Consider the following 24,116-nt stretch of genomic DNA (forward strand, 5'->3'; position numbering starts at 1 on the left):
CCACTTCAACACAATCGTGGTCATTGTGATTTTCCCGCCATAATTAAGCCGGTTTGTTGGGTTGGGTTGGATTAATCTAGTACCGTTAAAATCTGTCTAGCGGTCAAGGTTCAGCTCTATTCGCGAATCTCAGATTTCATTCGTTCTAAGGTTTTATGCATCTGCTCAAACATTTGTTGAGGGGTAATGCCAAATTGTCCAAGCTGGGTTTTGAGTTGTTGAACCGTCATTTGTGCCATGAAGTCGTCCGACAGTTCAAACCGTTTCATAAAAATGTGGTAGCGTTCCATCAACGCTTCCATCTGTTCGATAAACATCTTTTTTCCTTCGCGGTCAAACTTACCATAGTCACCGCCGAGGTTCATCATCGATTGATAGTCTTCAAACAGCTGTTTGGCTTCTTGTTGAACAACTTCAGATTCAAAAAATCCCATAATCTCCTCTGGGGGCTAAGGGGTGGGTATGGGGTTGCGAGAAGCAACCGCCTATTTATTGTAGGGTAGAGAAAACAGTGGGAACAATTCGGTTTCCCGTATTGAGAGAGAGTCCGGAATGGCATTGGGATCAAGATGGACAGAAGCACGCTAACACAGTTCTGGCAACAGCCTCGGAGTCCGAAAATTGCGGTGCTGCTGGCCCTGGTGGGGGTAGTGCCGGGTCTCCCGTTGGCGGGGTTGCATAAGTTTTATTTGCGTCAACCGTTGTGGGGGGTGGTGTATCTGTCGCTGTTTTGGCTGCCGATTCCCCATGTGGCCAGTGGGGTTGAGGCCGTGTGGTATTTGCTCAGTGAGCAGGATTGGTTTGATCAGCGGTTTAATGATGGGGTGGCGCGGGAGAAGGCGGGGACGGTCACGACGCAGCTTGATCCGGAGCGGATGAATGCGATCGCTGCTGCCCTGCGTGACCTCGAACAATTGCGCCAAGAGGGGTTGATTTCAGAGTTGGAATTTGAACAAAAACGCCGCCAACTGATCGACGCGCCCTAAAACGGCCCCAGATTGCCCACCACTTCCGGCTCATTATCGGTATTGATTTGCATCACCACCAATTCCCCGGAGGAGACTGCACCGCCGGCAATGTCTGCGATCGTGACGAAATGGGTGACCAACACCGTGACCCCTGCTTCCTCGCGATGGTTGGCCATGAATTCCCGCAGCCGGGCGATGCGATCGGGGCCTTGGGCGCGGTCTTGAAAAAATGAGTTCAGGGCGGGAAAGGTTTCGACGGGGCCGAGATCCATCAGAGTCGCCGTTTCCTGACAACGACACCATTCACTAGACAGGACTTGCTGAACGGTGATGTTTTGCGTTTGAAAGGCGGCTCCGGTGCGTCGGGCTTGGTCTCGGCCCTCCTCGGAGAGATTGCGCTGGGTGGAGCAGTCCCCGATCGCAAAATTAGGCGGGTCACCGCTGCCGGGGGCGATCGCATGGCGCATCAGCACGTAGTAATGGGTCTCCGCATTCCGCAACCGTGACCAGATATCGGTTGTAGCGGGGGCGATCGCTGCCGCATCGGCCGACGATGTTTGGGGCGATGGCGGCGCGGTCACCGCAGGCGAGGGGGCGGTCACGCTGGGCGGTGGCGTTGCCCCACAACTGGCTAGCCCTAACAGGAGCAAGCCCCCAAAAACAACCCGACGGTGGTAACCAAGCATCATGGCGTGATGGTGATTAATGTATTGGTGTTGACGTACTCCCCCGCATACATGACGGGGGATTCTGGGTTCAGACAGCAATTGCAGGCGTAGCCCGTCTTATATTGCCTAGCCCAATGGACAACGCCCTGCCCATAAGGTGCTCACCCCGGAATTTTACTTCGCGCTAGCGAACGCTTTTATTGTATCACCACCGAATCAATTCGGTTATTCGCTTATATCCCCCGAATAAAATTCAGGGGGCTTTACGCATCACGCTCGTAATTTAGCAAGTTTGGCGACAATGGATCGGGTAGCGGTTGGCGTGATGATCGCGCCCCTAGAACAGGGTGACGCTCTCCGATCAGGAGAAAACCCGATATAGCGGTTTTCATAAAATTGCGGTACAAAGATCCCCCCTCAATCCCCCTTAAAAAGGGGGAAGTCGCGTTCTCATCACAAAGATCCCCCTCAATCCCCCTTAAAAAGGGGGAAGTCGCGTTCTCATCTTTTCGCAATCCGCTATAAGCTAATCTGACGGACAACGGTTCAGGAGGTGGTGATGGCAGCATGGTGGTCGAAGGTGCAACAGTGGCAACAGGCGTTAAACCCCCAACAGCGACAACTACGATCGCGCCTAGAACGTGACCCCTATGCCCGTCTTCAGTCAGCGGTAGAAGTGGCGATCGCTGCCCAGTGGGGCATCCACATTGACGTGAACACCGCCACCGTAGATGATTGGCTCCGCTTACCGGGGATCTCGATTCACCAAGCCCGTACCCTCGTGGCCTTGGCTCAAAATGGGGTGCAATTTCTCTGTTTAGAGGATCTGGCCGCTGCTTTAACTGTGCCAGTGCATCGCTTAACCCCCCTCGCGCCCATTTTGCAATTTATCTATCGTGATCCTGAAAGTCTAGTGGCTCCGGCTCGTGTGAACCCCAATACGGCAACCTTGGCGCAACTGTGCCAAATTCCCGGCCTCAGCCCCGATCTCGCCCAGGCTTGGGTGAGCGATCGCACTCACCACGGCCCCTATCACACCCTCGCCGATCTGCAAAATCGACTGCAACTATCCCCCGAAGCGATCGCACAATTTATGTATTATCTCGCGTTCTAACTCATGCCTGAAATGCCGCGAACTTTTAAAGTTCTGATAAGATTCCTTTAACCTACCATTCTCTTTATTCCCCCTACTGCTCTATGCCTTGGTCTCGTATCATGAGTGCGATCGTTGCAATTATTGTGGCTCTAGCCTCAGTAATTGCGGGAGGCTGGTATTTTACGGTCGGCTTCATGGTGATTGTGTTCTTGGGTCAACGCGAATATTTCAACCTCGTGCGAGCCAAAGGCATTGAACCCGCTGTCAAAACGACCCTGATCCTCTCGCAACTGCTGATCCTCACCGCCATCCTCGCCCCCTCCCTCACCGACGCGCTCCCCCCCATCACCGGAATTCTGCTCTGTTGTTATCTCCTGTTTCAGCCCAAAATTGCCACGATCGCAGACATGTCCACCTCCATCCTGGGCCTGTTCTATGGCGGCTGGCTTCCCACCTATTGGATTCGGCTCCGGGTTAACCTTGATTTTCCCGCCGGTATCCTGATCGCCTCCGATCCCGTCCATCCCCCCATTCTTCAACTCGAAAACACCGCCGCCTGGTGGGAAGAACTCACCCACCCTGATCGCTTCTCCCCCGCCCTCAGCGTGACCATCCTCGCCTTTTTCTGTATCTGGGCTGCCGACATTGGCGCGTATCTGATCGGCAAATTTTTTGGACGCACTCGCCTCACCTTAATCAGTCCCAAGAAAACCGTAGAAGGGGCCGTGTTTGGCATTTTGGGCAGTACCCTAGTGGGGTTAGGCGGGGCCCATGCGTTGCATTGGCACAGTTGGATGATTACAGGGGCAATTTTGGGGTTGTTGATTGGTTTTGTCAGCTTGGCCGGTGATTTAACAGAATCGTTGATGAAGCGCGATGCTGGCCTGAAGGATTCCGGCCACCTCATCCCCGGCCATGGGGGGATTCTCGATCGCACCGATAGCTATATTTTTACCGCCCCCCTGGTCTACTACTTCGTCACCCTATTTTTACCCCTCTTCCCTTACTAATCCCCAATCCGGATGGATAACCCACAATAGTCACAAGGGCAACGAGCTAGAAGCTCGCACTACAGAAAATGACCGCAAAATGGTGAATTTAGGACAGCGAGCTAGAAGCTCGCACTACAGAAAATGACCCCAAAATGGTGAATTTAGGACAGCGAGCTAGAAGCTCGCACTACAGAAAATGACCGCAATGGTAGTGTGAGCCTCTGGCTCACTCGCATCTAACAAAACATCAGAAAATGACCCCAAAATGGTGAATTTAGGACAGCGAGCTAGAAGCTCACACTACAGAAAATGACCGCAATGGTAGTGTGAGCCTCTGGCTCACTCGCATCTAACGAAATATCAGAAAATGACCCCACAATGGTGAATTTAGGACAGCGAGCTAGAAGCTCACACTACAGAAAATGACCGCAATGGTAGTGTGAGTCTCTGGCTCACTCGCATCTAACGAAACATCAGAAAATGACCCCAAAATGGTGAATTTAGGACAGCGAGCTAGAAGCTCGCACTACAGAAAATGACCGCAATGGTAGTGTGAGCCTCTGGCTCACTCGCATCTAACGAAACATCAGAAAATGACCCCACAATGGTGAATTTAGGACAGCGAGCTAGAAGCTCGCACTACAGAAAATGACCGCAATGGTAGTGTGAGCCTCTGGCTCACTCGCATCTAACGAAATATCAGGATTGCGTTCTATTCCTAGGGTGTAGGGATGTGAAGGGTGGCGGACTGTGGCATGGTAGGAAAGCGTTGCGTTGATGGGAAAGCTGCGATGTCGGTTCCTGGGCCTGTTTGGTTACGATCGCTCAAAGTCCCCGCCCTTGCCTTGGGGGGAGGGTTGTTGATGGGCTGTACCCCTGCGCCGGTCAGTGTGCCGCCCTTGGCCTGGGTGGCGATCGCGATTCTCTGGGTGACGGTGGTGCAGGCTCCGTCCCGTGGGCAGCGGCTGCTACGGGCGATCACCTGGGGGATCGGGTTCCATGGGGTGGCGTTGTTTTGGATTATGGGGGTGCATCCGATGACCTGGATGGGCGTGCCGTGGTTGGCGAGTTTAGCGATCGCGCTGCTCTGTTGGGTCTTGATCACCGCTTGGGGGGTGGCTTTGGTGGTGGCGTGGGCGCTGCTCTTGGGGGCTGTACCCGTGGCTCACCCCCTACGCCATCTCCTCTTTGGGGTTGCCCTCTGGTGCGGTCTGGAAAGCCTGTGGCAACTGGGCCCGCTCTGGTGGTCATCGATCGCCTATAGCCAAAGTCCGGGGAATCTCTGGCTGCTGCATTGGGGGCAGGTTTCTGGCCCCACCACGATCACCGCGCTGCTGATGGTGGTTAATGGTGGTTTAGCCTTGGCCTATCTGAAACGGCGACAATGGCGACGCTATGCCGGTGGTGCGATCGCGCTGCTCCTCTTCGCCCATCTCGGCGGTTTTTATCTCGCCACCCGTCCCCTACAGGATCAACCCGCCCAAGCCTTTGAGGTGGGGATCATTCAAGGCAACATTCCCAACGAAATTAAGCTCTATCCGGAAGGGTGGCGCAAAGCGATCGCCGGCTACACCCAAGGCTACACCACCCTCGCCCGTCAAGGGGTTGACGTGATCCTCACCCCCGAAACCGCCCTCCCCTTCGCCTGGGAGGATCTTGTTCAAAACCATCACCCCTTTTACCAAGCTGTGAGGCGCGAAGGGACACCCGTTTGGCTCGGAGCCTTTGGCAGCCAAGGCCGCAGCGACACCAACAGCCTCTTCACCCTCACCGGCACGGGCCAACTCTACAGCCGCTACGACAAAGTGAAACTCGTGCCCCTCGGTGAATATATCCCCGCCCAAGCCCTGCTTGGCCGCGTGCTTCAACGCCTCTCGCCCCTTGATGCCCACCTAGCCGCCGGTTCCCCTCAGCAAGTGTTTAAAACCCCTTGGGGACGGGCGATCGTGGGAATTTGCTATGAATCGGCATTTTCGCGCCATTTTCAACGCCAAGCCGCCGCCGGGGGGGAATTCATCCTCACGGCTTCCAATAACGCCCATTACAGCGAAGTGATGCCCGCCCAACACCACGCCCTAGATGTGATGCGAGCGGTGGAACTGTCCCGCTGGGCGGTGCGGGCGACGAATACCGGCTATTCTGCGATCGTCACGCCCCACGGCCAAACGGCATGGATTTCGGAGATCAATACCTATGCCCTGCATCGTGCGACGGTGTATCGGCGAACGGGGCAGACGCTGTACGGGCGTTGGGGGGATTGGTTGGGGCTGGGTTTGGGTGCGATCGCGCTCTTGTTTTTCATCCTGCGCGTTAAACCAGTCCCTCGTTAAATAACCCCAATCACCAGAGGCAGATCACCTATGTATCTCACCAACAACTTGACATCGTTCCGGCACAGTGAGGTTGTTATGCGTCTTGCTACAAGTTAGCTGAGCAACGGCATCATCTCATTGCACAACCTCAATAGAGAATCCTTCAACAGCAGACGGTGGCTGAAAGAAACCAGTGACATGACGGAAAACTTCTTCTGTATCAAATTTTGCACGCTCTGGATTAGTTGTCCGACGCTTTGCTATTCGTTCTAAGCAGATTTTATCATCAACATCAAGGTGTATTAACTTATGAGGAATGCCCTCGGCCCAGAATATATCCTTGAACCATGCTCTTTGATTCTTTGTGTTTGCTGGAAAATCCATTACTACGGCAACTCCAGAGTTAAGTATGCTCCTGATATGACCTTTTAGTAATGGCTTAAGCCTATTTGAATATTTCAAATAATCATCGAAATTTTGTATTTCTTCAGGATAAATGGCTGTTAACCAATCATCCTCAGATAATAGAATTGCATTTAATTCTTGAGATATTTTATGGGATAACGTAGATTTTCCAGCTCCCATTTTGCCGCAAAAGAATATCAAAGTACCTTTTGAATGCATTTATCTCCCGTTTTGCACAACTTGCAATTCAGCATCAGATTTGCGGCATAATACCCGCCATTACCGGTGACAAAACCGTAGCGAAGGCTTTAACCTCCGGTGCATGGTTAAGTTAGGCCCCTATGAAGATTGTAACTGCAATTGCAGATAACATAAGCCATATTGGACGGTTGTAGTCTCTTAGATGACGCCCATTAAATCCTTCAAACGGTGTCACGGCGACAAGGGTATCGAATATCAGCAGAGGTTTTCCCACGAACAATAAGGCGAAGCCAATTGCAGCGAGAAACTCATTGCTTCCCGCTTCACTGAGCAGAGATCCCAATATAATCAAGCAGGTGACAAACAGGGTGCTAACGATGGCTCCTTGCCCTAACAGAGTACGGAAATTACGGGTGCTCCAGCCATCCCCAGGCGGATAGAGATTTCCTGGCAATGGGAAGGCCGCTCCGAACCCAATGGCAATCAGCAACGATATCCCCCAACCACCCCCCAACCAGGCACGATACTCAAGAGGTTGCTTGTGAAACCCAGAGACCAATCGAGTCCCCATTTCCCGAATGGCTAAAAGGCTGCTAACACCTACAAAAAAGGCAACGATTGTCTGAACTGATACGACAGATGAACTGCCGGAGAGAAGTATGCCGCCCCCCAATAGGGGAGCTAATACCACAAGCAATGTATTGAACACAACGACAGAAAACCGCCCTCGCCACGAGGAACCCTGTTCGGAGACTGCGTTAGCGACCCAGAGGAAATGACCTGGGTCAAGAGCAAACCCGGTTCTAATCCACAACCACATTGAGTCTATAGGATTCCATCGACTCAATTGCTGCCACATGGATATACGCTGATAGCCTGACCGATAAAAAACATTTGCTGAACCTGTGTTGTACCCTTCGACATCTGTGGCAATATCATCGCATTGTTGAGCGTGTAGCAGTGCTGTGCTGGCTTCGACCAATTTTTGGGCCAGCCTACGGCCGCGGTATTCAGGATGGGTCATTAGCCAGGCAACAAAACCAATTTTGCGACCACTCGGCAAATAGATAATGCGCAAGAGTGACGCTGCGACTAATTTTCCGTTTATTGTGACCACGAGACCGCCTGCATCATCGGTAACGACAAACCTAGACTGGGTAACGGGGAACGAAATCTTAGCAAGCGCAACCAGCGCTTTATAATCTGCTTTTTTTAGTTCTCTGACCTCTTGGGGGCCTGTTATGCTTTCTGTCATCGCATTATCTCAGTTGGCCTAACACTGGCGTTAATGTTGTTGACGTGAGGTCTGGATTCAGTTCATCGTGGTGCGTTGCGGTGGCATGGGCATCAATCAGCCAGGATGTTCAGAGCTATGACCGCCACCCACACCCTCTTTTTAGGCGGCACAGCAACTGAGTTAGGGGGCAGGTCTGAGGGTGAGATAGAGGTTGTAATTGACCAATTGGGGGGTATTGCTGGCGATCGCGATCGCATAGGTTCCCGTGGTTTTCACCGTGCCCGACCACACTCGCTCCGTCTCCCGTTCGAGGAGGGGTTCACCTGTGGGATCATACACCCCCACCACCGTGGGATAGTCGCTCACCGCGTTCACCTGCATGAATTGCCCCGCCGTGACCTCCACGGTAAACACCCCGCCTTGCCAGGCTTCGAGGCTGCCTGCATGGCGCAATTCTTCGCTGAGTTGGGGGGTTAAGGGGGTGAGGGTTTGGCCGTTGACGAGGGCTTTGACGTGATCAAAAGCGATCGCATCCCAGACCTGTTGCAACGCCGCTGCATCATCCGGGGTACTCAGGGGAAAATACAACGCAAATACCGAATCCGTCAGCAGTTCCACCACCGCAAACGACAGCTTTAAATCCTGTAACTGTTGCCGCCATGCCCGGCGATCGCCTTGATCATATTGCCCCAATTGTCGCCGCGCCTCGCCAGACAATTCACTGAGGGTATCTAGCATCTGTTGGGCGAGGGTATGCCAATGGTTACGCCAGATCTCATCATCGGGGTCAGCCGTTGGCAACGTCCCAGCACGGGCGGGATGCTTTTGCTCATATTTGTACTGCACCAAGGCTTGAAAAAAGTCGTAGTCAATCGCTAACTCCTGACGCTGTCGCCGCAGGTCGATCATGCGATCGCGCTCACTAGTCGGTAAATCGGGATCAGGGTCAGGTTCAGGGTCATCCGTCGGCGGAAAACTCAACAACTCACTACCGGGCAAAATCGGCGGCAGCGTGGGGGACAAGTCTAGATCCGGTTGGGGCGGTGCAGGGCGGCTCACCTGATACTCCACCCAGGCTTGCCCCAAAAGCCAACCCAGGCCCCCCGCCCCCGCTATCACCAGCAGCACCAACAATCCCCGCCCCAACCATTGCCCCACTGGCGGCCAAGGCACCGATCGCGCCGTCGCCTCAGACACTGCCGTAAATTCCGACTGGGGCAACGGGGTCGGCGGCATGGCGTTCACCGCCTTCGGTAGCGATTGCAGGACAGCGTGGGCACTTTGGGGGCGATCGCTCGTTTTTCGCGCCACCATCGTCGCCAACAAATCCTTAAGCACCACGTTATGGAGCACAATGTCATCCCAGCGCCATTGCCCTTCTTTATTGAGTAGGGTCTTTGGCTCTTGCCCCGTCAGCGCCATTAACACCGTCGTGCCCACAGCATACAGGTCGCTATAGGTGTAAATAATCCCTTTTTGGATTTGTTCGGGGGGCGCGTAGCCCATGCCGCCCACAGCAGGCAACGCAGCGGACTGGCTCAACGTGGTTATGTCCTGCCGCTCCGTCCACAGCGTCACCAAAACCTGTTTAATCCCACCAAAATTAATCAGCACCAAGCGGCTATCCTGGGGCCGCCAAATAATCGAATCCGGGGAAATGTTGCGGTGAATCACGCCTTGGGTGTGGAGATAGTCCACCACGGGTAATAGTTGTTGCAGGAGGCGAATCCCTTCGAGTTCCGTTAGGGGGCGTTGCTCATCCCAACGGCGTTCGAGAACATGGCGCAACAATGTCCCTTCCACAAAGGTTTGGACGAGGTAAAATGCGGTGATTCCCTCGCGGGTGAGTTCAAAAAAATCCTGCACCAGGGGCAGTTGGGGATGGCGGAGGCGGCGCAAAAATTCCACTTCCGGCGCGAACAAGTCCCGCGCCTGTTGCACCACGTCGGGGTCTTGGCTGGGGAGATGAAATTCTCGTAGGATATGGGGGCGATCGCCTTGGGTCACATCATGGACAAGGTACGTCACCCCGCAGGGGTTATCGCCCAAGATGGTGACAATCCGGTAGCGATCGCCCAAAATCTCGTCAGACTGAACAGCACTTACCATAAATTTCAGGCATTTCCTTCCATCATTCTTAGCAGAAGTCCCCCATGACTAGGTATTGTGGGCAACATTCTCGGCATCAATTCCTGCACCCGATGTCCCAAAACCCCGCCCATCTTTGCTCTATCATAGTGGGGCCAAACAAGAGGAAGACGATATGTCCGGTGATAACGCGATCGCCAGTTTATGGCTTAAAGATTATCTTACGGCGTGGGATGTCTATGAGCATGGCATCAGCCGCATATTACTGCACCAACGGACGGCCTTTCAGGATTTAATGATCGTCGAACTGGAAAATTCCCACAAAGCCCTGATCCTAGATGGCCTCTGGCAGTCTTGCACACGGGACGAATTTCTCTACCATGAACCCCTCGTCCATCCTGCCTTTTTAACCCACCAAGCCCCCAAAAACGTCCTTGTCCTCGGTGGCGGCGAAGGGGCAACGGTGCGGGAAATTCTGCGCTGGAAGACGGTGGAACGGGTGGTGATGGTGGATATTGACGGGGATGTGGTGGCAGCCTGTCGGCACTGGTTACCGGAAATGCACGCGGGGGTGTTTGATGATCCACGGGTGGAGGTGGTGATCGGCGATGCCCTGGACTATGTGGCGAACGCTGTGCCGGAATGGGATGTAATTATTTCGGATCTCTCCGAACCGATTGAACAGGGCCCCTCTTTCGCGCTGTTCACCCAAGAATTTTTTGCGCAGTTAAATCAACTCCTGACCCCCGGTGGGGTGCTGGTGGTGCAGGGGGGATCGGTGGCGATCGCCAATCTTACCTTCCATGCCCGCCTCGCCAACACCCTGCAAACAGTTTTCCCCCATGTGCTCTCCTACACCTCCACAATTCCCACCTTTGGCGAACCCTGGGGCTTTCTCCTCTGTCGCCAAACCCCCATGAACCGCCGCCCTGACCCTGATGCCATTGACCAACTCCTCGCCACCCACACCACGGGCGGCTGCCGCTGCATCGACGGCATCGCCTATTTAGGCCTCTGTCAAACGCCGCTGTATGTGCGTGATGCGATCGCGCAAACAACGGAGGTCTACACGCGCGATCGCCCCGCCCGCTACCCCAACGCCCAAGGCATCCTAGAGGGGTGACATAGCAACAAACACAGATAACGGTGAAGTTAGGCTTTAGATACAGCAACGCTTATTCATGCTTCCGTCTCAGCCCCGCTTAGACAGACTAAGATTAGTCAATTGACTTTAGATAGGTTTTTGACTAATCTAAGATTAGCCTTTTGACTTTAGTTCTATGCTCGAGATCGCAAAAGAAGACATCCTCTCCCGCCTTCAATTTGATAATCCTTGGTGGGAGACAGGCCGTGGCGGGAAAGTAATCTATGAAAATACGCCACGGCGCAAGTACTTTGCGGCTTTCTCTCAAAACATCGTGGATACAAGTGTGCGTCGAGCAATAGTTTTGATGGGCCCCAGACGTGTTGGTAAAACTGTCATGGTCTATCACACTATTCGTCTGCTCCTAGATTCTGGTATTAGCCCGGAGAATATTTTATATGTCTCTCTTGAAACTCCAATTTATACAGGGCTTCCATTAGAGAAGATACTTGGTTATTTTCAAGAACTATTCAACCATGATCGTAACTCAGAATTATTTGTCTTTTTTGACGAAATTCAATACTTGCGTGAGTGGGAAATTCATCTAAAATCCCTGGTTGATTCATTCCCATACTGTCGATTTATTGCTACTGGTTCTGCTGCTGCTGCTCTAAGGCTTAAAAGCACTGAGTCTGGTGCTGGTCGATTTAGCGACTATATCCTGCCACCACTAACCTTTGCTGAATACTTGATGTTCATAGAAAAAGAAGATGAGTTAATAGACACGGATATTCATGACTCTGAAGATTCTGGTTATCCATCTAAGAAGTATGAGTTTGTATCTAAAGATATCGATCAGTTGAATGAGATTTTTATTGATTATCTAAACTTTGGTGGATATCCAGAGGCTGTCTTTTCTGAGACAATTCGACAAGATCCTGGGCAATACATCAAAAGTGATATTATTGATAAAGTTTTACTGCGAGATTTGCCAAGCCTTTATGGAATTAGTGATATTCAAGAACTGAATAGACTTTTCACAACCCTGGCGTATAATTCAGGCAATGAAGTAAGTATCGAGGGATTATCGCAATCCTCTGGTGTAGCTAAAAATACTATCAAGCGTTACCTTGAGTATCTCGAGGCTGCATTCCTAATCCGCCGGGTGGAGAGAATCGATCAAAACGCAAAAAAGTTTAAGCGAGCAGTTTGCTTTAAGGTCTATTTAACAAACCCATCGATGCGTGCTGCGCTCTTTGGTCCGCTTGACGCAGACTCTAAGGTAATGGAAGCCATGACAGAAACTGCTATTTTTAGCCAATGGCAACACAGTAAAATGATTGAACTTTACTACGCGCGATGGAAAACTGGAGAGATTGACATTGTACATTTAGATGTCGCCAATCAATCACCTTCTTGGATCGTTGAGGTTAAGTGGAGTGATCGCCCTCATAGTTCGCATTCTGAACTGGATAACTGCACAGAATTTGTGAAAAGGAATCCAAGTGTATCTCAACCGATCTTGGTGACAAGTAAAACTATCAGAGATCACGATTTTTCATATAAAGATGTACGATTTCATTTCGAGCCTGCTAGTTTATATGCTTATGTTCTTGGTGCAAATATATTGCGAAATATTGACAACAAGATTAAGCAATCTCGTGCCAGGGCACTACCTCCTGAATAAGAGTTTCTTGGTAGAGTTGTGATAGGTATGCCTAACTATTGATTAGGCAGCGATCAGCGGCCCAATATACCTAAGATTTGGGGAGCTAAACCCTTCATAAACAAACCTTGCCAGGACCCTAGCACATCAATATTGAGGTGTCAAAAATTTCTAGATCTAGAATATACAAAACTGCATGATTTGCCAAACCTCTTAACTGGTAAGGCTTTTACTCCTTAAAAATGTGAATGTTATACGAAATCAAGCAGATATGCACCTTAGCATCAAAGGGCTATAAGCCTTTGCTGCCAAGAGTTATTGAAGGCGGCTTTAGCCCCTTGCTCGTTAAAAGGGATAACCCATCACCACAAAGGCCGCCCAGTAATAGGGGTGGGCGTAGGGGGGTTCTTTGCTGTTGAGCTGCTCCGGTTGGGCGCGGAGGTCTTCCGCAAAGGTAGTCATCTGTTCTGCGATCGCATTGGGGGCGGTTTCCATATCCTGGGCGCGATCGAGATACCAGCGCACCAACTCCTGGGGGGTCACCGTGCGTAACCACAGTTGCACCTGTTTATGGGCGACGATCGCCGAACTCCCTAAGGCCAAACGGCGATAAAACTCAATCATAAACAGCATCCGGGCGTGGCCATCCACCTCCCACAGGGGATAGAGCACATAGGTCACCCCTTGACTGAGCAGCGCCGTCATCCCATTCACCAGATCCGGTTCAATGGCAGGATAGGGGGTTGTGGTTTGGGGCGGATAGGCAAAGCTAATGAGTTCACATTCGCCCAAGGCCAATGATCCCAAGTCTGCAAAGGTGAGTTTGGTGCGATCGTTGAGGGCCAGGTAGGACTGGGGCGGTTGTTTGCTGTTTTGCATGATGGGCGTGAAGCAATGCCAATAGCGGTAGCCGCCGCCGAGAAACTGACGGCTAGCCGTGGCGGAGGTAATGTCCGCGTTGAGCCGCTGCACTTTGGTGAATTGGTGACAGACTAGCCCGGTTTCTAAGGCCACATCGGGCCGGCTATCGAGTTGAGATTCTAAGCAGAGCAGCGACACATCCGGTTGCTCTGGCGTAGGGGTATCGGCGAGGCCGAGGGAGAGCCAATCTTCATCGGCTTCGGATTGGGGCCAGGGGTTGGCTGTGGGTGAGGGGGTGCTAATCGGCGGCAGGCTGGAGGGTTGGGCGAGGCGGAGACTGGGGAGATAGCTGATCGTGAAGCGATCGGGGAAGAGGGCATGGAGGGGTAGGGCTTGGAGGGCTTGATGGGGGACGAGGATCAGATGGTTGATCGCTTTGTCTTTGAAGGTGTCGAGGAGGGATGCGATGCCGAGGAGTTGATCCAAGTGGCGCAGTTGTTCCGGGAGGTGAACCTGGAGCCAGCCGGGTTCGGTGCTGTGGGTTTGCCAGGTGTTGAACCAGGGGAGGAATTGCTCGCGTTGGGTGCGGGCATCGAGGCCTGTGGGGGCGGGGGGGGCGGGTTCCGGTTCGGGGGTGAGGGTGGGGGTTTCGGATTCCATGCCCAGGAGTTCGAGGAGGATCGAGAGGGAGGCTTCGCTGTTTTGCTTGGCCTGTTCGACGCGCGATCGCAACGAGGGACTGAGCACCACATTCAACACCACATTGGGGGTATGGCCGAGGACGACGGGTTCAGCGGTTTGGGCGGTGATCACAAAGGTAGTCAGGCCCGCTGGGCTGCAATGCCAGTAGAGCATGGCGGTGTTGTCGTCGAGGCGGCGCTGAATTTCCGCCCATTTGAGGCTGCCTTCCTGGAGGGGGAGCCGTTCCCAGAGCCAAGCGATCGCAAAATTCCGACTTTGTTCGGCCCATTCCAATGCCGTGGCCAACTCGCCCGCCTGGATCATCACATCTACATAAAGCTGATTGAGCACCGCCATGGCCATGGCCAACTGTCGTTTGTGCTCCCATGTCACATTGGCATCATTGAGGATGTTTTGGCAGCGATCGCGCCCTTGGCGATAGGTGGCTTGGGCCTGGCTGAACTCTTCTAAATGCAGTTCGGCGAGGATTTTCGCTTGCAGAATCTCCAAATAGGCCTGGGGAAACTGGTCCGCATCGAGGCATTGCAGCGCCGCGTCGTAATGGGTGAGGGCTTGGCGTAACCGGGATGCGGGTTCTGCGGTTTCCAAGGCTTCGGCAACGATCGCCAAGCCCAGATGGTGCTGAATCCGGGCCCAGGCTTCGGGGTATTGCTGCGGGGAAACCTGCTCTAAGCCATGGAGCAGGGTCGCCAATTGACCGTCGTAGCCCCGTTGATTGAGGGCGGGATGGTTTTGGGCGAGGCCACTGAGGGAGGTAAGGAGCAAGTCCGGGTGGGGGGATTGGCGGGCCGCTTGGCTGCGCCCTTGCCAGGCTTGCCAGCGGTGGGTTTGCAACTGGAGGGAACGGTCAAAGGAGGCGATCGCTTCTTCGGTGCGATCAAGGGCCAGGAGGACTTGAGCGCGGCTCACCCAGGCTAAGGTGGCTTGGGGTTCCCGTTGGAGGGCGTGATCGTAGCAATCTAGGGCCCCGATATAGTCACGGTGTTGGCTGAGAATTTCGCCGCACCCATACCAGGCCGGTGCTAGGGAGACATCCAATTCCAGGGCATGGCGATAGGAGGCGATCGCATCGTTTTCCCACCCCAACGATGCCAACACCTGACCCCGCTGACACCACACCAACGGCAGATCACCATGGTGGGTAATCACTTGGTCATAGACCGCCAGGGCTTGGGCATAGCTCCCCGCCCCGGCCAGGGCTTCCCCTTGGGCACTGAGGAGATCCGGATCATTGGGGGTAATCGACAGGGCCCGCGCATAGCTATTCACCGCCTCATCGTATTGACCCAGCGCCATAAAGGCAAAACCGCGCTGCTGCCAGCCTTCGAGGTCATCTTTTCTCAGGTGGAGCGCCCCATCAAAACTGTGGATCGCCTCATCGTAGCGGCCCAATTGATTGAGGCATTGGCCACGATTAAACCAGGCTTTTTGGAAATCCTCTTTCAGGTGAATCGCTTGGCTGTAGGCGGCGATCGCCCCTTCAAACTCGCCCAACTGCTCCAAACTATTGCCCCGACTAAACCAAGCCTTGTGGAACTCTGGGCGAATGGCAATCACCTGATCATAGGCGGCGATCGCTTCCGGGTAGCGATTCAACTCATCCAGAGCCAAACCCCGGTTATACCAAGCCTTGTAGAAGTCCGGCTTTAACTCCACCGCTCGACCATAGGACGCGATCGCCTCTTCGTACCGCTTCAAATTTTTTAACCCCAAGCCCCGATTGCCCCAGGCCTGGTGATAGTCCGGCTTCAGTTGAATCGCCCGATCCCAGGAAGCGATCGCCTCTTCATACCGCCCCGCCTCATAGGACTGCACCCCCTCATTAAAGGCCTGTTCAGCCGCAGCATTCCCCATGATGGGCGCGGCTGCCGGGGTCGGACTCGATTCCGTCGCCGCATTGCGTTGATTAATCTGTCGCACCAACTCCTGAATAATCTCTTGAGGATCGCTCGTGTCTAACCCCAACCGCTGGGCCACCTGTTGCACCAAATTTTCATCCCCCTGGAGCCGCACCAACAATTCATCCAAAGGAATCGCCTTCGGTTCTTCCTCGCTATCCTCGCTGGCGGGAATTGCAGCCTCCGTTACGGGGGAGGGGGGTTCAACCGGCGGGAGATCGGGAGTCGCGATCGGGGGGTTTAGCTCCGACGATGCCGGTAATTCCTCCTCCGGTGAAGAGACCGGCGGCGGCGCGAGGGGTTGCTCATCGTACTGCCACGTATCATTATCATCCTTGCGATCGCGTGCCAACAGGAGGCGACCAATGCCGCTCGCCGTTTCGCCAAACTGCTTCAACTCCGGTAAGCTGCGGGTCTGTTCTCCCAACGCCACCATCCGCCGCGCCAAGGTGATGTTGGGTGCTGAAGAAGCCAAAATCTTCGTGCCGTAGCGTTGCAGCCATTCGCTCCACTGGGCGATCGTGCCTCGTGTCGCCAAGGTCTCAAAAAAGCGTTGGATTCGCACCGGTTGCCAACCGTGGGCAATGCCTTCGAGGAGTTGAGTAAAGAGGAATTCATAATCGCGATCGTTGAGGGGTTGATCCGCGTTGATGCCTCTCGCGTTTTCTGCTCCGAGTTCAAATTCTGGCGACTCTGATGCCGTACCAATGCGTTTTGAGATTGTTTTCAACCATTGCTGCAACATGAGTGTCTATCCTTTATTGGGCCCTTAAATCCACCAGCGACATCAAAATTAATCACCTGCATTATAGGGTACGTCCCTCGGAGAATTTTGATGGAGTTGATGGATTCTGAAGAATCCGTGATGATGGCTGGGGCGATCGCGGCCATCCTGCGATCGCATCCGTCGGGGTTGGGCAGGCCGGAGGTGCGATCGCCCATCCAGAGCAATCCGTCAAAAACCTGCGATCCGCTGCACTCTACGCGATAATGAAAAAAACGACGCTTCCACAAGACATTATGCAAACCGCTGATTCACAAACCGTCGCGCCCGCGATGAAGACCCCGAAGCTGGGCCTGCCTGTTACAATCATCACCGGCTTTTTGGGCAGCGGCAAAACCACCCTCCTGAATCACATCCTCAGCAACCAAGACGGACTCCGCACCGCCGTTTTGGTCAATGAATTTGGCGAAATTGGCATTGATAACGAACTAATCATTACCACCGAAGACGACATGGTGGAACTGAGCAACGGCTGCATCTGCTGCACCATTAACGAAGACCTGGTGAATGCAGTCTATAAAGTCCTCGAACGGGACGACAGTATTGATTATCTCGTCGTCGAAACCACCGGCCTCGCCGATCCCTTGCCGGTAGCCCTCACCTTTTTAGGGACAGAACTCCGAGACATGACCCGCCTTGATTCCATCGTGACCACCGTCGATTGCGAAAACTTTAGCCTGGACTTATTTAATAGTGAAGCCGCCTACAGTCAGATCGTCTATGGTGATGTAATTTTGCTCAACAAAGTTGATCTCGTCGATGCAGCGGATGTGGATGCCCTAGAGGTGCGGATTCGTGACATTAAGCGCGATGCCCGGATCATGCGAACGACAAAATCCCAAGCCCCGCTGCCCTTGATCCTCAGTGTGGGGCTGTTCGATTCGGCAAAATATTTCGACGCAGCACCAGACAGCCATGATCATGACCATCACGCCCATGATCATCAGGATCACGACTGCCACGATTCCCAATGCACCGACCCAAGCCACGATCATAGCCATGCCCATTCTGATCATGGCGATCACGCCCATGATCAGGACTGCCACGATTCCCAATGCACCGATCCGAGCCACGATCACAACCATGCCCATCACAACCACAGCCATTCGGATCACTTGGCTATGGATGGGTTTACGTCGCTCTCCTTTTTCAGTGATAAACCCCTGTCCATTCGGCAGTTTCAATCCTTTTTAGATAATGAGTTAACGCCGAATATTTTCCGGGCGAAGGGGATTTTGTGGTTTGAGGAAAGTCCGAGCCGCCATATTTTTCACCTTAGCGGTAAGCGGTTTTCCATTGAAGATGACGAGTGGGGCGATCGCCCCCAACAAACCCAACTCGTCCTCATCGGCCAAGATTTAGATCACGATAAGCTCCGCCAACAACTTCAGGCTTGCGTTTTGGGGTAATCCCTCAGCGTTAACCTGTCCCATTTCGTGCCATGGCTCTCCCGTGGCACGGTTTTTCGCGATCGTGGTGCGATCGCGCCGAGTTCACGAACAATTACCGAGAGTTCACCCTCTTGGCACAGCGCAATAGTCCAACCCACCACCCGTTATTGGGCGGCGTTTACGATGCCGGGGGATTTTTAACCCTAGCTGCGCCAGGTCATGGGGAGGGGGGCTTGGGGGGTTTGGGGGGTGATCTGTTGGGTTTCAAAATCTAAGACCGCCTCCACTTCTTGATAGATTGCCTCGGCTTCGGCGAAGGAATTGCCGATACTGGTTAACCCCAATTTGCCAAACTCCGACAATGCACCCATGAGGTGGAAGATAGTGCCGGTTTTGGTGCTGCTGTCGAAGTGGAGGCGGTGACGGGTGATGATGTCCATCAGATCGGGGGGGAGGAGGCCGCAATATTGGGGTTTTTGGAGGTTGTCGGAGGCGACGTAGTATTTTTCTTGGCCTTGGGTACAGAAGTGGCCAGTGTCGGGGTTGTAGAGGCCGTTGGTGAGGAGTTGTAGGGCCATGAAGGGGTGAGTTGTGCCGCCTTTGCGGAGGTTAATTTCGATCGCATAGATGCCCCAGCCGTGGGGTTTCGAGGGGTCGGGGGTGGCGATGAAGTCTACGCCGTAGCGTTCGAGAGCGCCTTTTTTGGCGAGGAGTTCGCCGACTTGGAGGCCGAAGGTTTGGAGGGCGAGGCGATAGCGTTCGTCGGCGGGAAAGCGACAGCCGAGGTAGATTTGACCGTCGGGACCGCCGAGGATTTGGTCGTGGGTGGAGAGGATTTTAACGGTTCCGGCGGGGGTGATGTAGCCTTGGAAGCTGGGCGATCGCTTCTCATCCCCTTCGATGAAGACTTCGGCGATCGCACCCAAATCCGAAATCCGTTGGGAAAAATGTGCCCAGGTTTCCCCTTGAGCTTGGAAACTGAGGCGGGGGAACTGGGCCGCGATCACGCCGCGTCGCTGCTCCATCGGACAGTCTAAAATCGGCCGCAGATCCAGCACCGCATTGCCTTCCCCGGAAAACCCCTCATTGAGCTTAATCACCAGCCGCAACACGTCCGGATTCCGCGCCCACACCGCCACAATTTGATCCAGCAAGCCCTCAATGGTCCAAGCCAACGGGCTGCCGTCGGGATGGGGAATCCCGGCGGCGGCAAAGATTTCGCGGCTGCCACTTTTTGACCCCCAATAGAGCAAATCCGGGCAGGAGGCCAACAGCGGCACGCCCAATTGCAGCGAAAGTTCCTGCTCTAACGCCGTGGAATTAAAACACACCATATAGGACTTTTCCGGTCGCATCGCTTTTTGGATGCGGTTCATCAGGCGGGGGCGTTCGAGGATTTTTTGGGAGAGGGATTTATGGGATGCGTCGTGGGTGGAGAGGAGGAGGAGGCGATCGCGGGCATGGGAAAAGGGAATTCCCGGCAGCAGTTGCAAGTAATAGTCCACGATCATCGGGGCGAGGGGTTGCGCCGTCACGTAGATCATCCGCGTTTGGGGATTGCGCAACCGAATTAAGGAGCAGAGGAGCCGTTCTTCGTAATGGAGAAACCCAGGGACTTTGATTAGTTGATCTTGATCGATGCTGAAAGAGGGGATGACGAGGATATCAAAGTCATCTTGATCGAACATATCAATGTTGTCCACATAGTCGCGGAGTTGCCTTTGCAATGCTCGGAATTGCTCAGTGGAGGGGAGGGGGATCATCTATCTTCTCTCTCAGGGCATCGATCGACCAGCGATCGCAGTTCGATTTTGCCACGTTTCGCTAAATCCCACGGTTAATCTTTATTGATTTTTCAGAGCTTTGTTACAAATTTACGTCGTAGTCTTGGCTCGAAAAGGTGACGCGATCGCCCGTCCTTAACTTCTTACCGCGTCGGGTTTCCACCTCCCCATTAACACAGACTTCGCCATTTTGAATCATTAACTTTGCCTCGCCGCCGGTTTGGGCAATGCCTTTCCATTTGAGAAATTGATCGAGCTTAATAAAGGGAGCTTGGGTTTCAGTCATTGCGAATCTTTTAGGGGGTGCAGCATTATTATCCATCCCCTAGGGTATCGTGGCCGTTTAGCGATCGCGTCAGCCACTATCGCGCTAGCCACAAGTTTAAAAATTGCGAATCAAGTGCACCATCACCCACCAAACCCCGATAAGCTAACGGTGCAAAACACCCATGATACAGAGCGGCTGTACTGTATCAATCATTCTGAGGCATTCCCATGATTACGGATCTGCAAAAAAAATCGGCTCAAGCGATCGTCACCGCCTTTGAAACCGGTAGTTTACAAGGGGATTATGGCAAAGTCGTCTTCCACAGTTCCGACCCCGGCGGCTTAACCTACGGCAAGACCCAAACCACGATCTACAGCGGCAACCTCTACCTCTTGATCAAAGCCTACGTTGAACAGCCCAACGCCGATTACGCCGATGAACTCCGCCCCTACCTGAAAGGACTCAAAGACCAAGACAGCCGCCTCAACCGCGATCGCACCCTCCGCAGCATCCTCCAAGAAGCCGGAGATGACCCTATCATGCAAGCCACCCAAGACGAATTTTTTGATCGCGTCTATTGGGCCCCCACCGTCAAAAGCGCCGAATATATCGGGATTCAAACCGCCCTTGGCTACTCCGTCGTCTACGATGGGCGCATCCATGGGTCTTGGCACATGATTCGCGATCGCACAATTAAAAACTACGGCCAACTCTCCAGCCTCGGCGAACAAACCTGGATCACCCGCTACATCCAAACCCGCAAAAGTTGGCTCGGCAACCACAGCAACAGCCTCCTGCGCCTCACCGTCTATCGCATGGACACCTTCAACGAACTGATCAACGCAGGCAACTGGGCCCTCGCCCTCCCCTTCCACGTTCGCGGCCTCCGCGTTGATGCCGCCGCCCTCAGCCCCAACGTCTCCATCTCCGCCGAACTCGCCCCCGATCGCCTCCTCAAAGTTGAAACCCCCTACCTCCGAGGCGAAGACGTGCGCCAAGTCCAACTCGCCCTGATCAAAGCTGGATTCAGCGTCGAAACCGACAGCGTCTACGGCCCCGGAACCGCCGAGGTCGTCAAGCAATGGCAAGCCCAACAAGGCCTCACCCCCGACGGAATTGTCGGCTCCGCCACCCGTTCCGCCCTCGGCATTGATGACGAAACCCCCGACACCTCTAACCCCGCCCTCTCCAACCCAACCCCCCCACCCAGCAGCAACATCCTCAAACTCACCAACCCCCTGATGCGCGGCAACGAAGTGCGACAACTCCAAGAAGCCCTCCGCAACGCAGGTATCCGCGTCGGCACTGATGGCGTATTTGGCCCCGACACCGAACGCGCCGTCAAAGAATTTCAACTCAACCGTGGCATGACCGCCGATGGCATCGTTGGCCCCGCCACCACCCGCGCCTTGAAGCTGTAACCCCTGCACCCGACCAATCCCAAGACTGCCCACCCAGCCCACCCTGACCGCCAATCCCTCCCGATACAATGGGGGGACATTTTATCTATTTTGGTTATGAATCGATTTAAATCCGTCATTTCACTGTTAATCACAGCCTGGGGGGTATCAGTGGGATCAGGTGCGATCGCTCAACCCCGCCTCGAATTTGACTCCCAAACCCCCTCCTTCCAAAAAACCCTATCCCAAGGCAATATTCGCGTTGAAGTCAACTACACCGCCAATGAAAACCTCTTTGAAAGCAACATTAACTACATCCTTTCCCATCAGGGTCAAGCCTATCTCCAAGACGCTCTAACCGAATTCATGTCTGGCGAAATATGGCTCCAAGACCTGAACAATGACAACACCGCCGAGGTCATTGTCTCAAACTACAGCGGCGGGGCCCATTGCTGCACCACCCACGATGTCTACGAATGGACAGGCGAAACCTTTGAACACACCACCCTTGGCCCCAGTGATGGCTACGGTGGATCATTTCAAGATCTAGACAACGACGGCATTGTCGAATTCACCACCTTTGACGGTGCATTTCTCTACGCCTTCAGTTCCTACGCCGGATCATTCCCCCCCTCACAAATTCTCCGCATCGGCCCCAACGGCCTCGAAGATGTCACCCGCGACTATCCCGAACAACTACGCGGCACTGCCTGGCAAATGTACCAAGCCATCCAAGACCGAGACTCCGACATCAATGGAGTGTTAGCCGGATATGTCGCCCAAAAAATTCTCCTCGGCGAATTTGAAGAAGGCTGGCAATTCATGCTCGCCCGCTATGATCGCACCTCAGACTGGGGCCTTGATGTGTATAACGATGTTGGTGAAGTCGTCCATCAACACCCCGACTTCCCCACCGCATTACGGGCATTCCTAAAAGAACACGGCTACTTATAGCGATCCGGCATCATTTATGACACAGAATCCACATAAACATCGTCAATTAAACAACCATAGCGATCCTCAATCAATCGTCAATCTATAATCCCCGCCAACACGGGGCTTAAGTCCCTTGCCTGTTCATGAATCAAATAGGACTGGAGAGGGAGCCTCTCGCTCCCTCTCCAGTCCTATCAAAGAATTAAGGAGTGCGGGCATCTTGCCCGCTAGTGATACCCATTCATCAAATTGGCTATCAACAGGCAAAGAGATTAAGGTGGGCTGTTTTTGATAGCTCTCAGCCCGCGCTAACCCATCGGGAGTTGTTCAATCGGAATCAGGGTTAATTTGGGATTCTTCACTTCGTCGATAAAGTAGCCAATTTTCGGAGAGTAATTATAGGCATAGCACGGCTTACCAAAAAAGTGAGCCGCCACCGCCACATGAAGACGCGAGGTGATCATGGCACTGGATGCCGCAATGCGTTTTAATTTCTCGGTGTAGTGAATCGTTGGATCGTACTCAACCTGTATCAGTTCACCGCCCAATTGTTGTAACTGAATCAGCAATTCTTGATTCATCTCTGGGTCAATTTGGGAATCCGTATCGATGAGGAGAATGCGTGTTAATTGATGGTCTTGACAGCGTTTTAAAATGTAGTCGCTCACCTTCGTGAGAAATTGGGTGCGATCGCTCACCCCATAGGCCGTTAAATTGCGCCACGCCACCAACAGATACCCCGGATCAGCCACCTGGGGTCCATGGTCACAATACCACTGCTGGAGAAACCCATAGCTCAAATCTTCAACTTGCTCTAATTTACGCGAATTCCAAACACAAAACCGCCGCGCCCGTTGATACGATACCGCATCCCGTAAGGATAGATAATCCGCTCGATTAATCAAAATCAAGGTCTTAACTTGTCGCTCTAGTTTCTTTAGGTTGCCAACCCCGACCCCCACATAGGCCACTTTTTTACCGAGCTTTTTCGCAAATAAAACCTGCTTATAGCCGCCGTCTAAATCTTCATCGGTAAAACAGGTTCCTCCTCCCCAAAGAAGATGAGAACTTTTTTCTAAATTTGCCCGTAAAATCTCATAATTATCTGTCCAGTTATTTTTCCACACATCCACAGGAACTTCGCCTTCTAGCCAGGAAATCGGGGCATAGGCTACGACCCGAATCGGCATCCCACAACTTTGATTCAGTTCATCAATCAACGCCCGGAGCATAATATCATCACCGAGATTATCTCCCCCGAAGTACCCCAAAATTGTCACACCGCAGGAACCGTTTAGGTCGTTTTTTAATGCTTCAGTCAGAGTCATTTTAACTATCAGTTGAGGGACAGGAAAACGGTGTTGATGGACGAAAC

20 protein-coding genes are annotated in these 24,116 nt (G+C 53.2%); 11 read left to right on the forward strand and 9 right to left on the reverse strand.

All coding sequences use genetic code 11. From position 1 onward, the window contains the following. Window positions 1-116: 116 nt before the first annotated feature. Window positions 117-434, reverse strand: a complete 318-nt coding sequence (locus SPI6313_RS04345) for a DUF1825 family protein (RefSeq protein ID WP_072619892.1) — start codon at window positions 432-434, stop codon at window positions 117-119. Window positions 435-569: 135 nt separating this feature from the next. Between SPI6313_RS04345 and SPI6313_RS04350 the strand changes: the two genes are divergently transcribed. Further along, the gene (locus tag SPI6313_RS04350; RefSeq protein ID WP_072619893.1) at window positions 570-986 is read left to right on the forward strand and encodes an NINE protein; all 417 of its coding nucleotides are present in this window, start codon (window positions 570-572) and stop codon (window positions 984-986) included. On the opposite strand, the gene SPI6313_RS04355 is transcribed toward SPI6313_RS04350, so the two are convergent. Beyond that, the gene (locus SPI6313_RS04355; RefSeq protein ID WP_072619894.1) at window positions 983-1,657 is read right to left on the reverse strand and encodes a histidine phosphatase family protein; all 675 of its coding nucleotides are present in this window, start codon (window positions 1,655-1,657) and stop codon (window positions 983-985) included. The two genes, SPI6313_RS04350 and SPI6313_RS04355, sit on opposite strands and share 4 nt — an antisense overlap. 538 nt (window positions 1,658-2,195) lie before the next feature. Between SPI6313_RS04355 and SPI6313_RS04360 the strand changes: the two genes are divergently transcribed. The 3 genes from SPI6313_RS04360 (at window position 2,196) to lnt (ending at window position 6,054) form a co-directional block, all read left to right on the forward strand. Further along, on the forward strand, window positions 2,196-2,750 hold the full coding sequence (locus SPI6313_RS04360) for a ComEA family DNA-binding protein (protein WP_072619895.1): 555 nt from the start codon (window positions 2,196-2,198) through the stop codon (window positions 2,748-2,750). A gap of 83 nt (window positions 2,751-2,833) precedes the next feature. Continuing rightward, window positions 2,834-3,742 (forward strand): phosphatidate cytidylyltransferase, encoded by a 909-nt coding sequence (locus SPI6313_RS04365; RefSeq protein WP_072619896.1) that lies wholly within the window; start codon window positions 2,834-2,836, stop codon window positions 3,740-3,742. 773 nt (window positions 3,743-4,515) lie between these two features. Then, window positions 4,516-6,054 carry an apolipoprotein N-acyltransferase gene (gene lnt / locus SPI6313_RS04370; protein ID WP_072619897.1) on the forward strand — a complete coding sequence of 513 codons (1,539 nt, stop codon included), beginning with the start codon at window positions 4,516-4,518 and terminating at the stop codon, window positions 6,052-6,054. Window positions 6,055-6,171: 117 nt separating this feature from the next. On the opposite strand, the gene SPI6313_RS04375 is transcribed toward lnt, so the two are convergent. The 3 genes from SPI6313_RS04375 to SPI6313_RS04385 all read right to left on the reverse strand — a co-directional run bounded on the left by SPI6313_RS04375 (window position 6,172) and on the right by SPI6313_RS04385 (window position 9,988). Further along, a complete protein-coding gene (locus tag SPI6313_RS04375) occupies window positions 6,172-6,660 on the reverse strand; it encodes a P-loop nucleotide/nucleoside kinase family protein (protein WP_072619898.1) in 489 nt (162 codons plus the stop codon). A 112-nt stretch (window positions 6,661-6,772) separates the two neighbouring features. Continuing rightward, the gene (locus SPI6313_RS04380; protein WP_072619899.1) at window positions 6,773-7,897 is read right to left on the reverse strand and encodes a GNAT family N-acetyltransferase; all 1,125 of its coding nucleotides are present in this window, start codon (window positions 7,895-7,897) and stop codon (window positions 6,773-6,775) included. Window positions 7,898-8,059: 162 nt separating this feature from the next. Next, window positions 8,060-9,988: a serine/threonine protein kinase gene (locus tag SPI6313_RS04385; RefSeq protein ID WP_072619900.1), complete on the reverse strand. Its 1,929-nt coding sequence runs from the start codon at window positions 9,986-9,988 to the stop codon at window positions 8,060-8,062. A gap of 154 nt (window positions 9,989-10,142) precedes the next feature. On the opposite strand from SPI6313_RS04385, the gene SPI6313_RS04390 reads away from it, so the two are divergent. Continuing rightward, window positions 10,143-11,090 (forward strand): spermine/spermidine synthase domain-containing protein, encoded by a 948-nt coding sequence (locus SPI6313_RS04390; protein ID WP_072622996.1) that lies wholly within the window; start codon window positions 10,143-10,145, stop codon window positions 11,088-11,090. 157 nt (window positions 11,091-11,247) lie between these two features. Continuing rightward, complete coding sequence (locus SPI6313_RS04395) at window positions 11,248-12,738, forward strand: ATP-binding protein (RefSeq protein ID WP_072619901.1); 1,491 nt, start codon at window positions 11,248-11,250, stop codon at window positions 12,736-12,738. A 324-nt stretch (window positions 12,739-13,062) separates the two neighbouring features. Here SPI6313_RS04395 and SPI6313_RS04400 read toward each other — a convergent pair whose 3' ends face one another. Next, on the reverse strand, window positions 13,063-16,923 hold the full coding sequence (locus tag SPI6313_RS04400; RefSeq protein ID WP_072619902.1) for a CHAT domain-containing protein: 3,861 nt from the start codon (window positions 16,921-16,923) through the stop codon (window positions 13,063-13,065). 99 nt (window positions 16,924-17,022) lie between these two features. Between SPI6313_RS04400 and SPI6313_RS23325 the strand changes: the two genes are divergently transcribed. From SPI6313_RS23325 to SPI6313_RS23330, 3 genes are read left to right on the forward strand one after another with little or no spacing between them, the layout of a single operon-like run. Further along, window positions 17,023-17,169, forward strand: coding sequence for a hypothetical protein (locus tag SPI6313_RS23325; RefSeq protein ID WP_175551065.1), 147 nt, complete (start codon window positions 17,023-17,025; stop codon window positions 17,167-17,169). Window positions 17,170-17,198: 29 nt separating this feature from the next. Continuing rightward, complete coding sequence (locus SPI6313_RS04405) at window positions 17,199-18,371, forward strand: CobW family GTP-binding protein (protein WP_072619903.1); 1,173 nt, start codon at window positions 17,199-17,201, stop codon at window positions 18,369-18,371. 27 nt (window positions 18,372-18,398) lie between these two features. Beyond that, entirely contained in the window at window positions 18,399-18,554 is a 156-nt protein-coding gene (locus tag SPI6313_RS23330) for a hypothetical protein (RefSeq protein WP_175551066.1), read from the forward strand. Between the two features lie 2 nt (window positions 18,555-18,556). On the opposite strand, the gene SPI6313_RS04410 is transcribed toward SPI6313_RS23330, so the two are convergent. Further along, entirely contained in the window at window positions 18,557-20,116 is a 1,560-nt protein-coding gene (locus tag SPI6313_RS04410) for a peptide ligase PGM1-related protein (protein WP_072619904.1), read from the reverse strand. A 103-nt stretch (window positions 20,117-20,219) separates the two neighbouring features. Next, window positions 20,220-20,423, reverse strand: a complete 204-nt coding sequence (locus tag SPI6313_RS04415) for an RNA-binding S4 domain-containing protein (protein WP_072619905.1) — start codon at window positions 20,421-20,423, stop codon at window positions 20,220-20,222. A 209-nt stretch (window positions 20,424-20,632) separates the two neighbouring features. Here SPI6313_RS04415 and SPI6313_RS23895 point away from each other — a divergent pair, with 209 nt between their 5' ends. Both SPI6313_RS23895 and SPI6313_RS04425 read left to right on the forward strand, forming a co-directional pair. Next, window positions 20,633-21,826 carry a peptidoglycan-binding protein gene (locus SPI6313_RS23895; protein ID WP_072619906.1) on the forward strand — a complete coding sequence of 398 codons (1,194 nt, stop codon included), beginning with the start codon at window positions 20,633-20,635 and terminating at the stop codon, window positions 21,824-21,826. Between the two features lie 96 nt (window positions 21,827-21,922). Next, a complete protein-coding gene (locus SPI6313_RS04425; protein ID WP_072619907.1) occupies window positions 21,923-22,759 on the forward strand; it encodes a hypothetical protein in 837 nt (278 codons plus the stop codon). 290 nt (window positions 22,760-23,049) lie between these two features. On the opposite strand, the gene SPI6313_RS04430 is transcribed toward SPI6313_RS04425, so the two are convergent. After that, window positions 23,050-24,069: a polysaccharide pyruvyl transferase family protein gene (locus SPI6313_RS04430; RefSeq protein WP_084668890.1), complete on the reverse strand. Its 1,020-nt coding sequence runs from the start codon at window positions 24,067-24,069 to the stop codon at window positions 23,050-23,052. Between the last annotated feature and the right edge of the window lie 47 nt (window positions 24,070-24,116).

The organism is Spirulina major PCC 6313 (assembly GCF_001890765.1).
GTDB classification, from domain to species: domain Bacteria; phylum Cyanobacteriota; class Cyanobacteriia; order Cyanobacteriales; family Spirulinaceae; genus Spirulina; species Spirulina major.

Coding starts and splice junctions, on each gene's coding strand:
- SPI6313_RS04415 (WP_072619905.1), bottom strand. CDS start 20,423: ATGACTGAAACCCAAGCTCCCTTTATTAAGCTCGATCAATTTCTCAAA.
- SPI6313_RS04345 (WP_072619892.1), bottom strand. CDS start 434: ATGGGATTTTTTGAATCTGAAGTTGTTCAACAAGAAGCCAAACAGCTG.
- SPI6313_RS04380 (WP_072619899.1), bottom strand. CDS start 7,897: ATGACAGAAAGCATAACAGGCCCCCAAGAGGTCAGAGAACTAAAAAAA.
- SPI6313_RS04395 (WP_072619901.1), top strand. CDS start 11,248: ATGCTCGAGATCGCAAAAGAAGACATCCTCTCCCGCCTTCAATTTGAT.
- SPI6313_RS04430 (WP_084668890.1), bottom strand. CDS start 24,069: ATGACTCTGACTGAAGCATTAAAAAACGACCTAAACGGTTCCTGCGGT.
- SPI6313_RS04425 (WP_072619907.1), top strand. CDS start 21,923: ATGAATCGATTTAAATCCGTCATTTCACTGTTAATCACAGCCTGGGGG.
- SPI6313_RS04410 (WP_072619904.1), bottom strand. CDS start 20,116: ATGATCCCCCTCCCCTCCACTGAGCAATTCCGAGCATTGCAAAGGCAA.
- SPI6313_RS04400 (WP_072619902.1), bottom strand. CDS start 16,923: ATGTTGCAGCAATGGTTGAAAACAATCTCAAAACGCATTGGTACGGCA.
- lnt (WP_072619897.1), top strand. CDS start 4,516: ATGTCGGTTCCTGGGCCTGTTTGGTTACGATCGCTCAAAGTCCCCGCC.
- SPI6313_RS23325 (WP_175551065.1), top strand. CDS start 17,023: ATGGATTCTGAAGAATCCGTGATGATGGCTGGGGCGATCGCGGCCATC.
- SPI6313_RS04385 (WP_072619900.1), bottom strand. CDS start 9,988: ATGGTAAGTGCTGTTCAGTCTGACGAGATTTTGGGCGATCGCTACCGG.
- SPI6313_RS04360 (WP_072619895.1), top strand. CDS start 2,196: ATGGCAGCATGGTGGTCGAAGGTGCAACAGTGGCAACAGGCGTTAAAC.
- SPI6313_RS04405 (WP_072619903.1), top strand. CDS start 17,199: ATGCAAACCGCTGATTCACAAACCGTCGCGCCCGCGATGAAGACCCCG.
- SPI6313_RS04365 (WP_072619896.1), top strand. CDS start 2,834: ATGCCTTGGTCTCGTATCATGAGTGCGATCGTTGCAATTATTGTGGCT.
- SPI6313_RS04355 (WP_072619894.1), bottom strand. CDS start 1,657: ATGATGCTTGGTTACCACCGTCGGGTTGTTTTTGGGGGCTTGCTCCTG.
- SPI6313_RS23895 (WP_072619906.1), top strand. CDS start 20,633: ATGATTACGGATCTGCAAAAAAAATCGGCTCAAGCGATCGTCACCGCC.
- SPI6313_RS04375 (WP_072619898.1), bottom strand. CDS start 6,660: ATGCATTCAAAAGGTACTTTGATATTCTTTTGCGGCAAAATGGGAGCT.
- SPI6313_RS04390 (WP_072622996.1), top strand. CDS start 10,143: ATGTCCGGTGATAACGCGATCGCCAGTTTATGGCTTAAAGATTATCTT.
- SPI6313_RS04350 (WP_072619893.1), top strand. CDS start 570: ATGGACAGAAGCACGCTAACACAGTTCTGGCAACAGCCTCGGAGTCCG.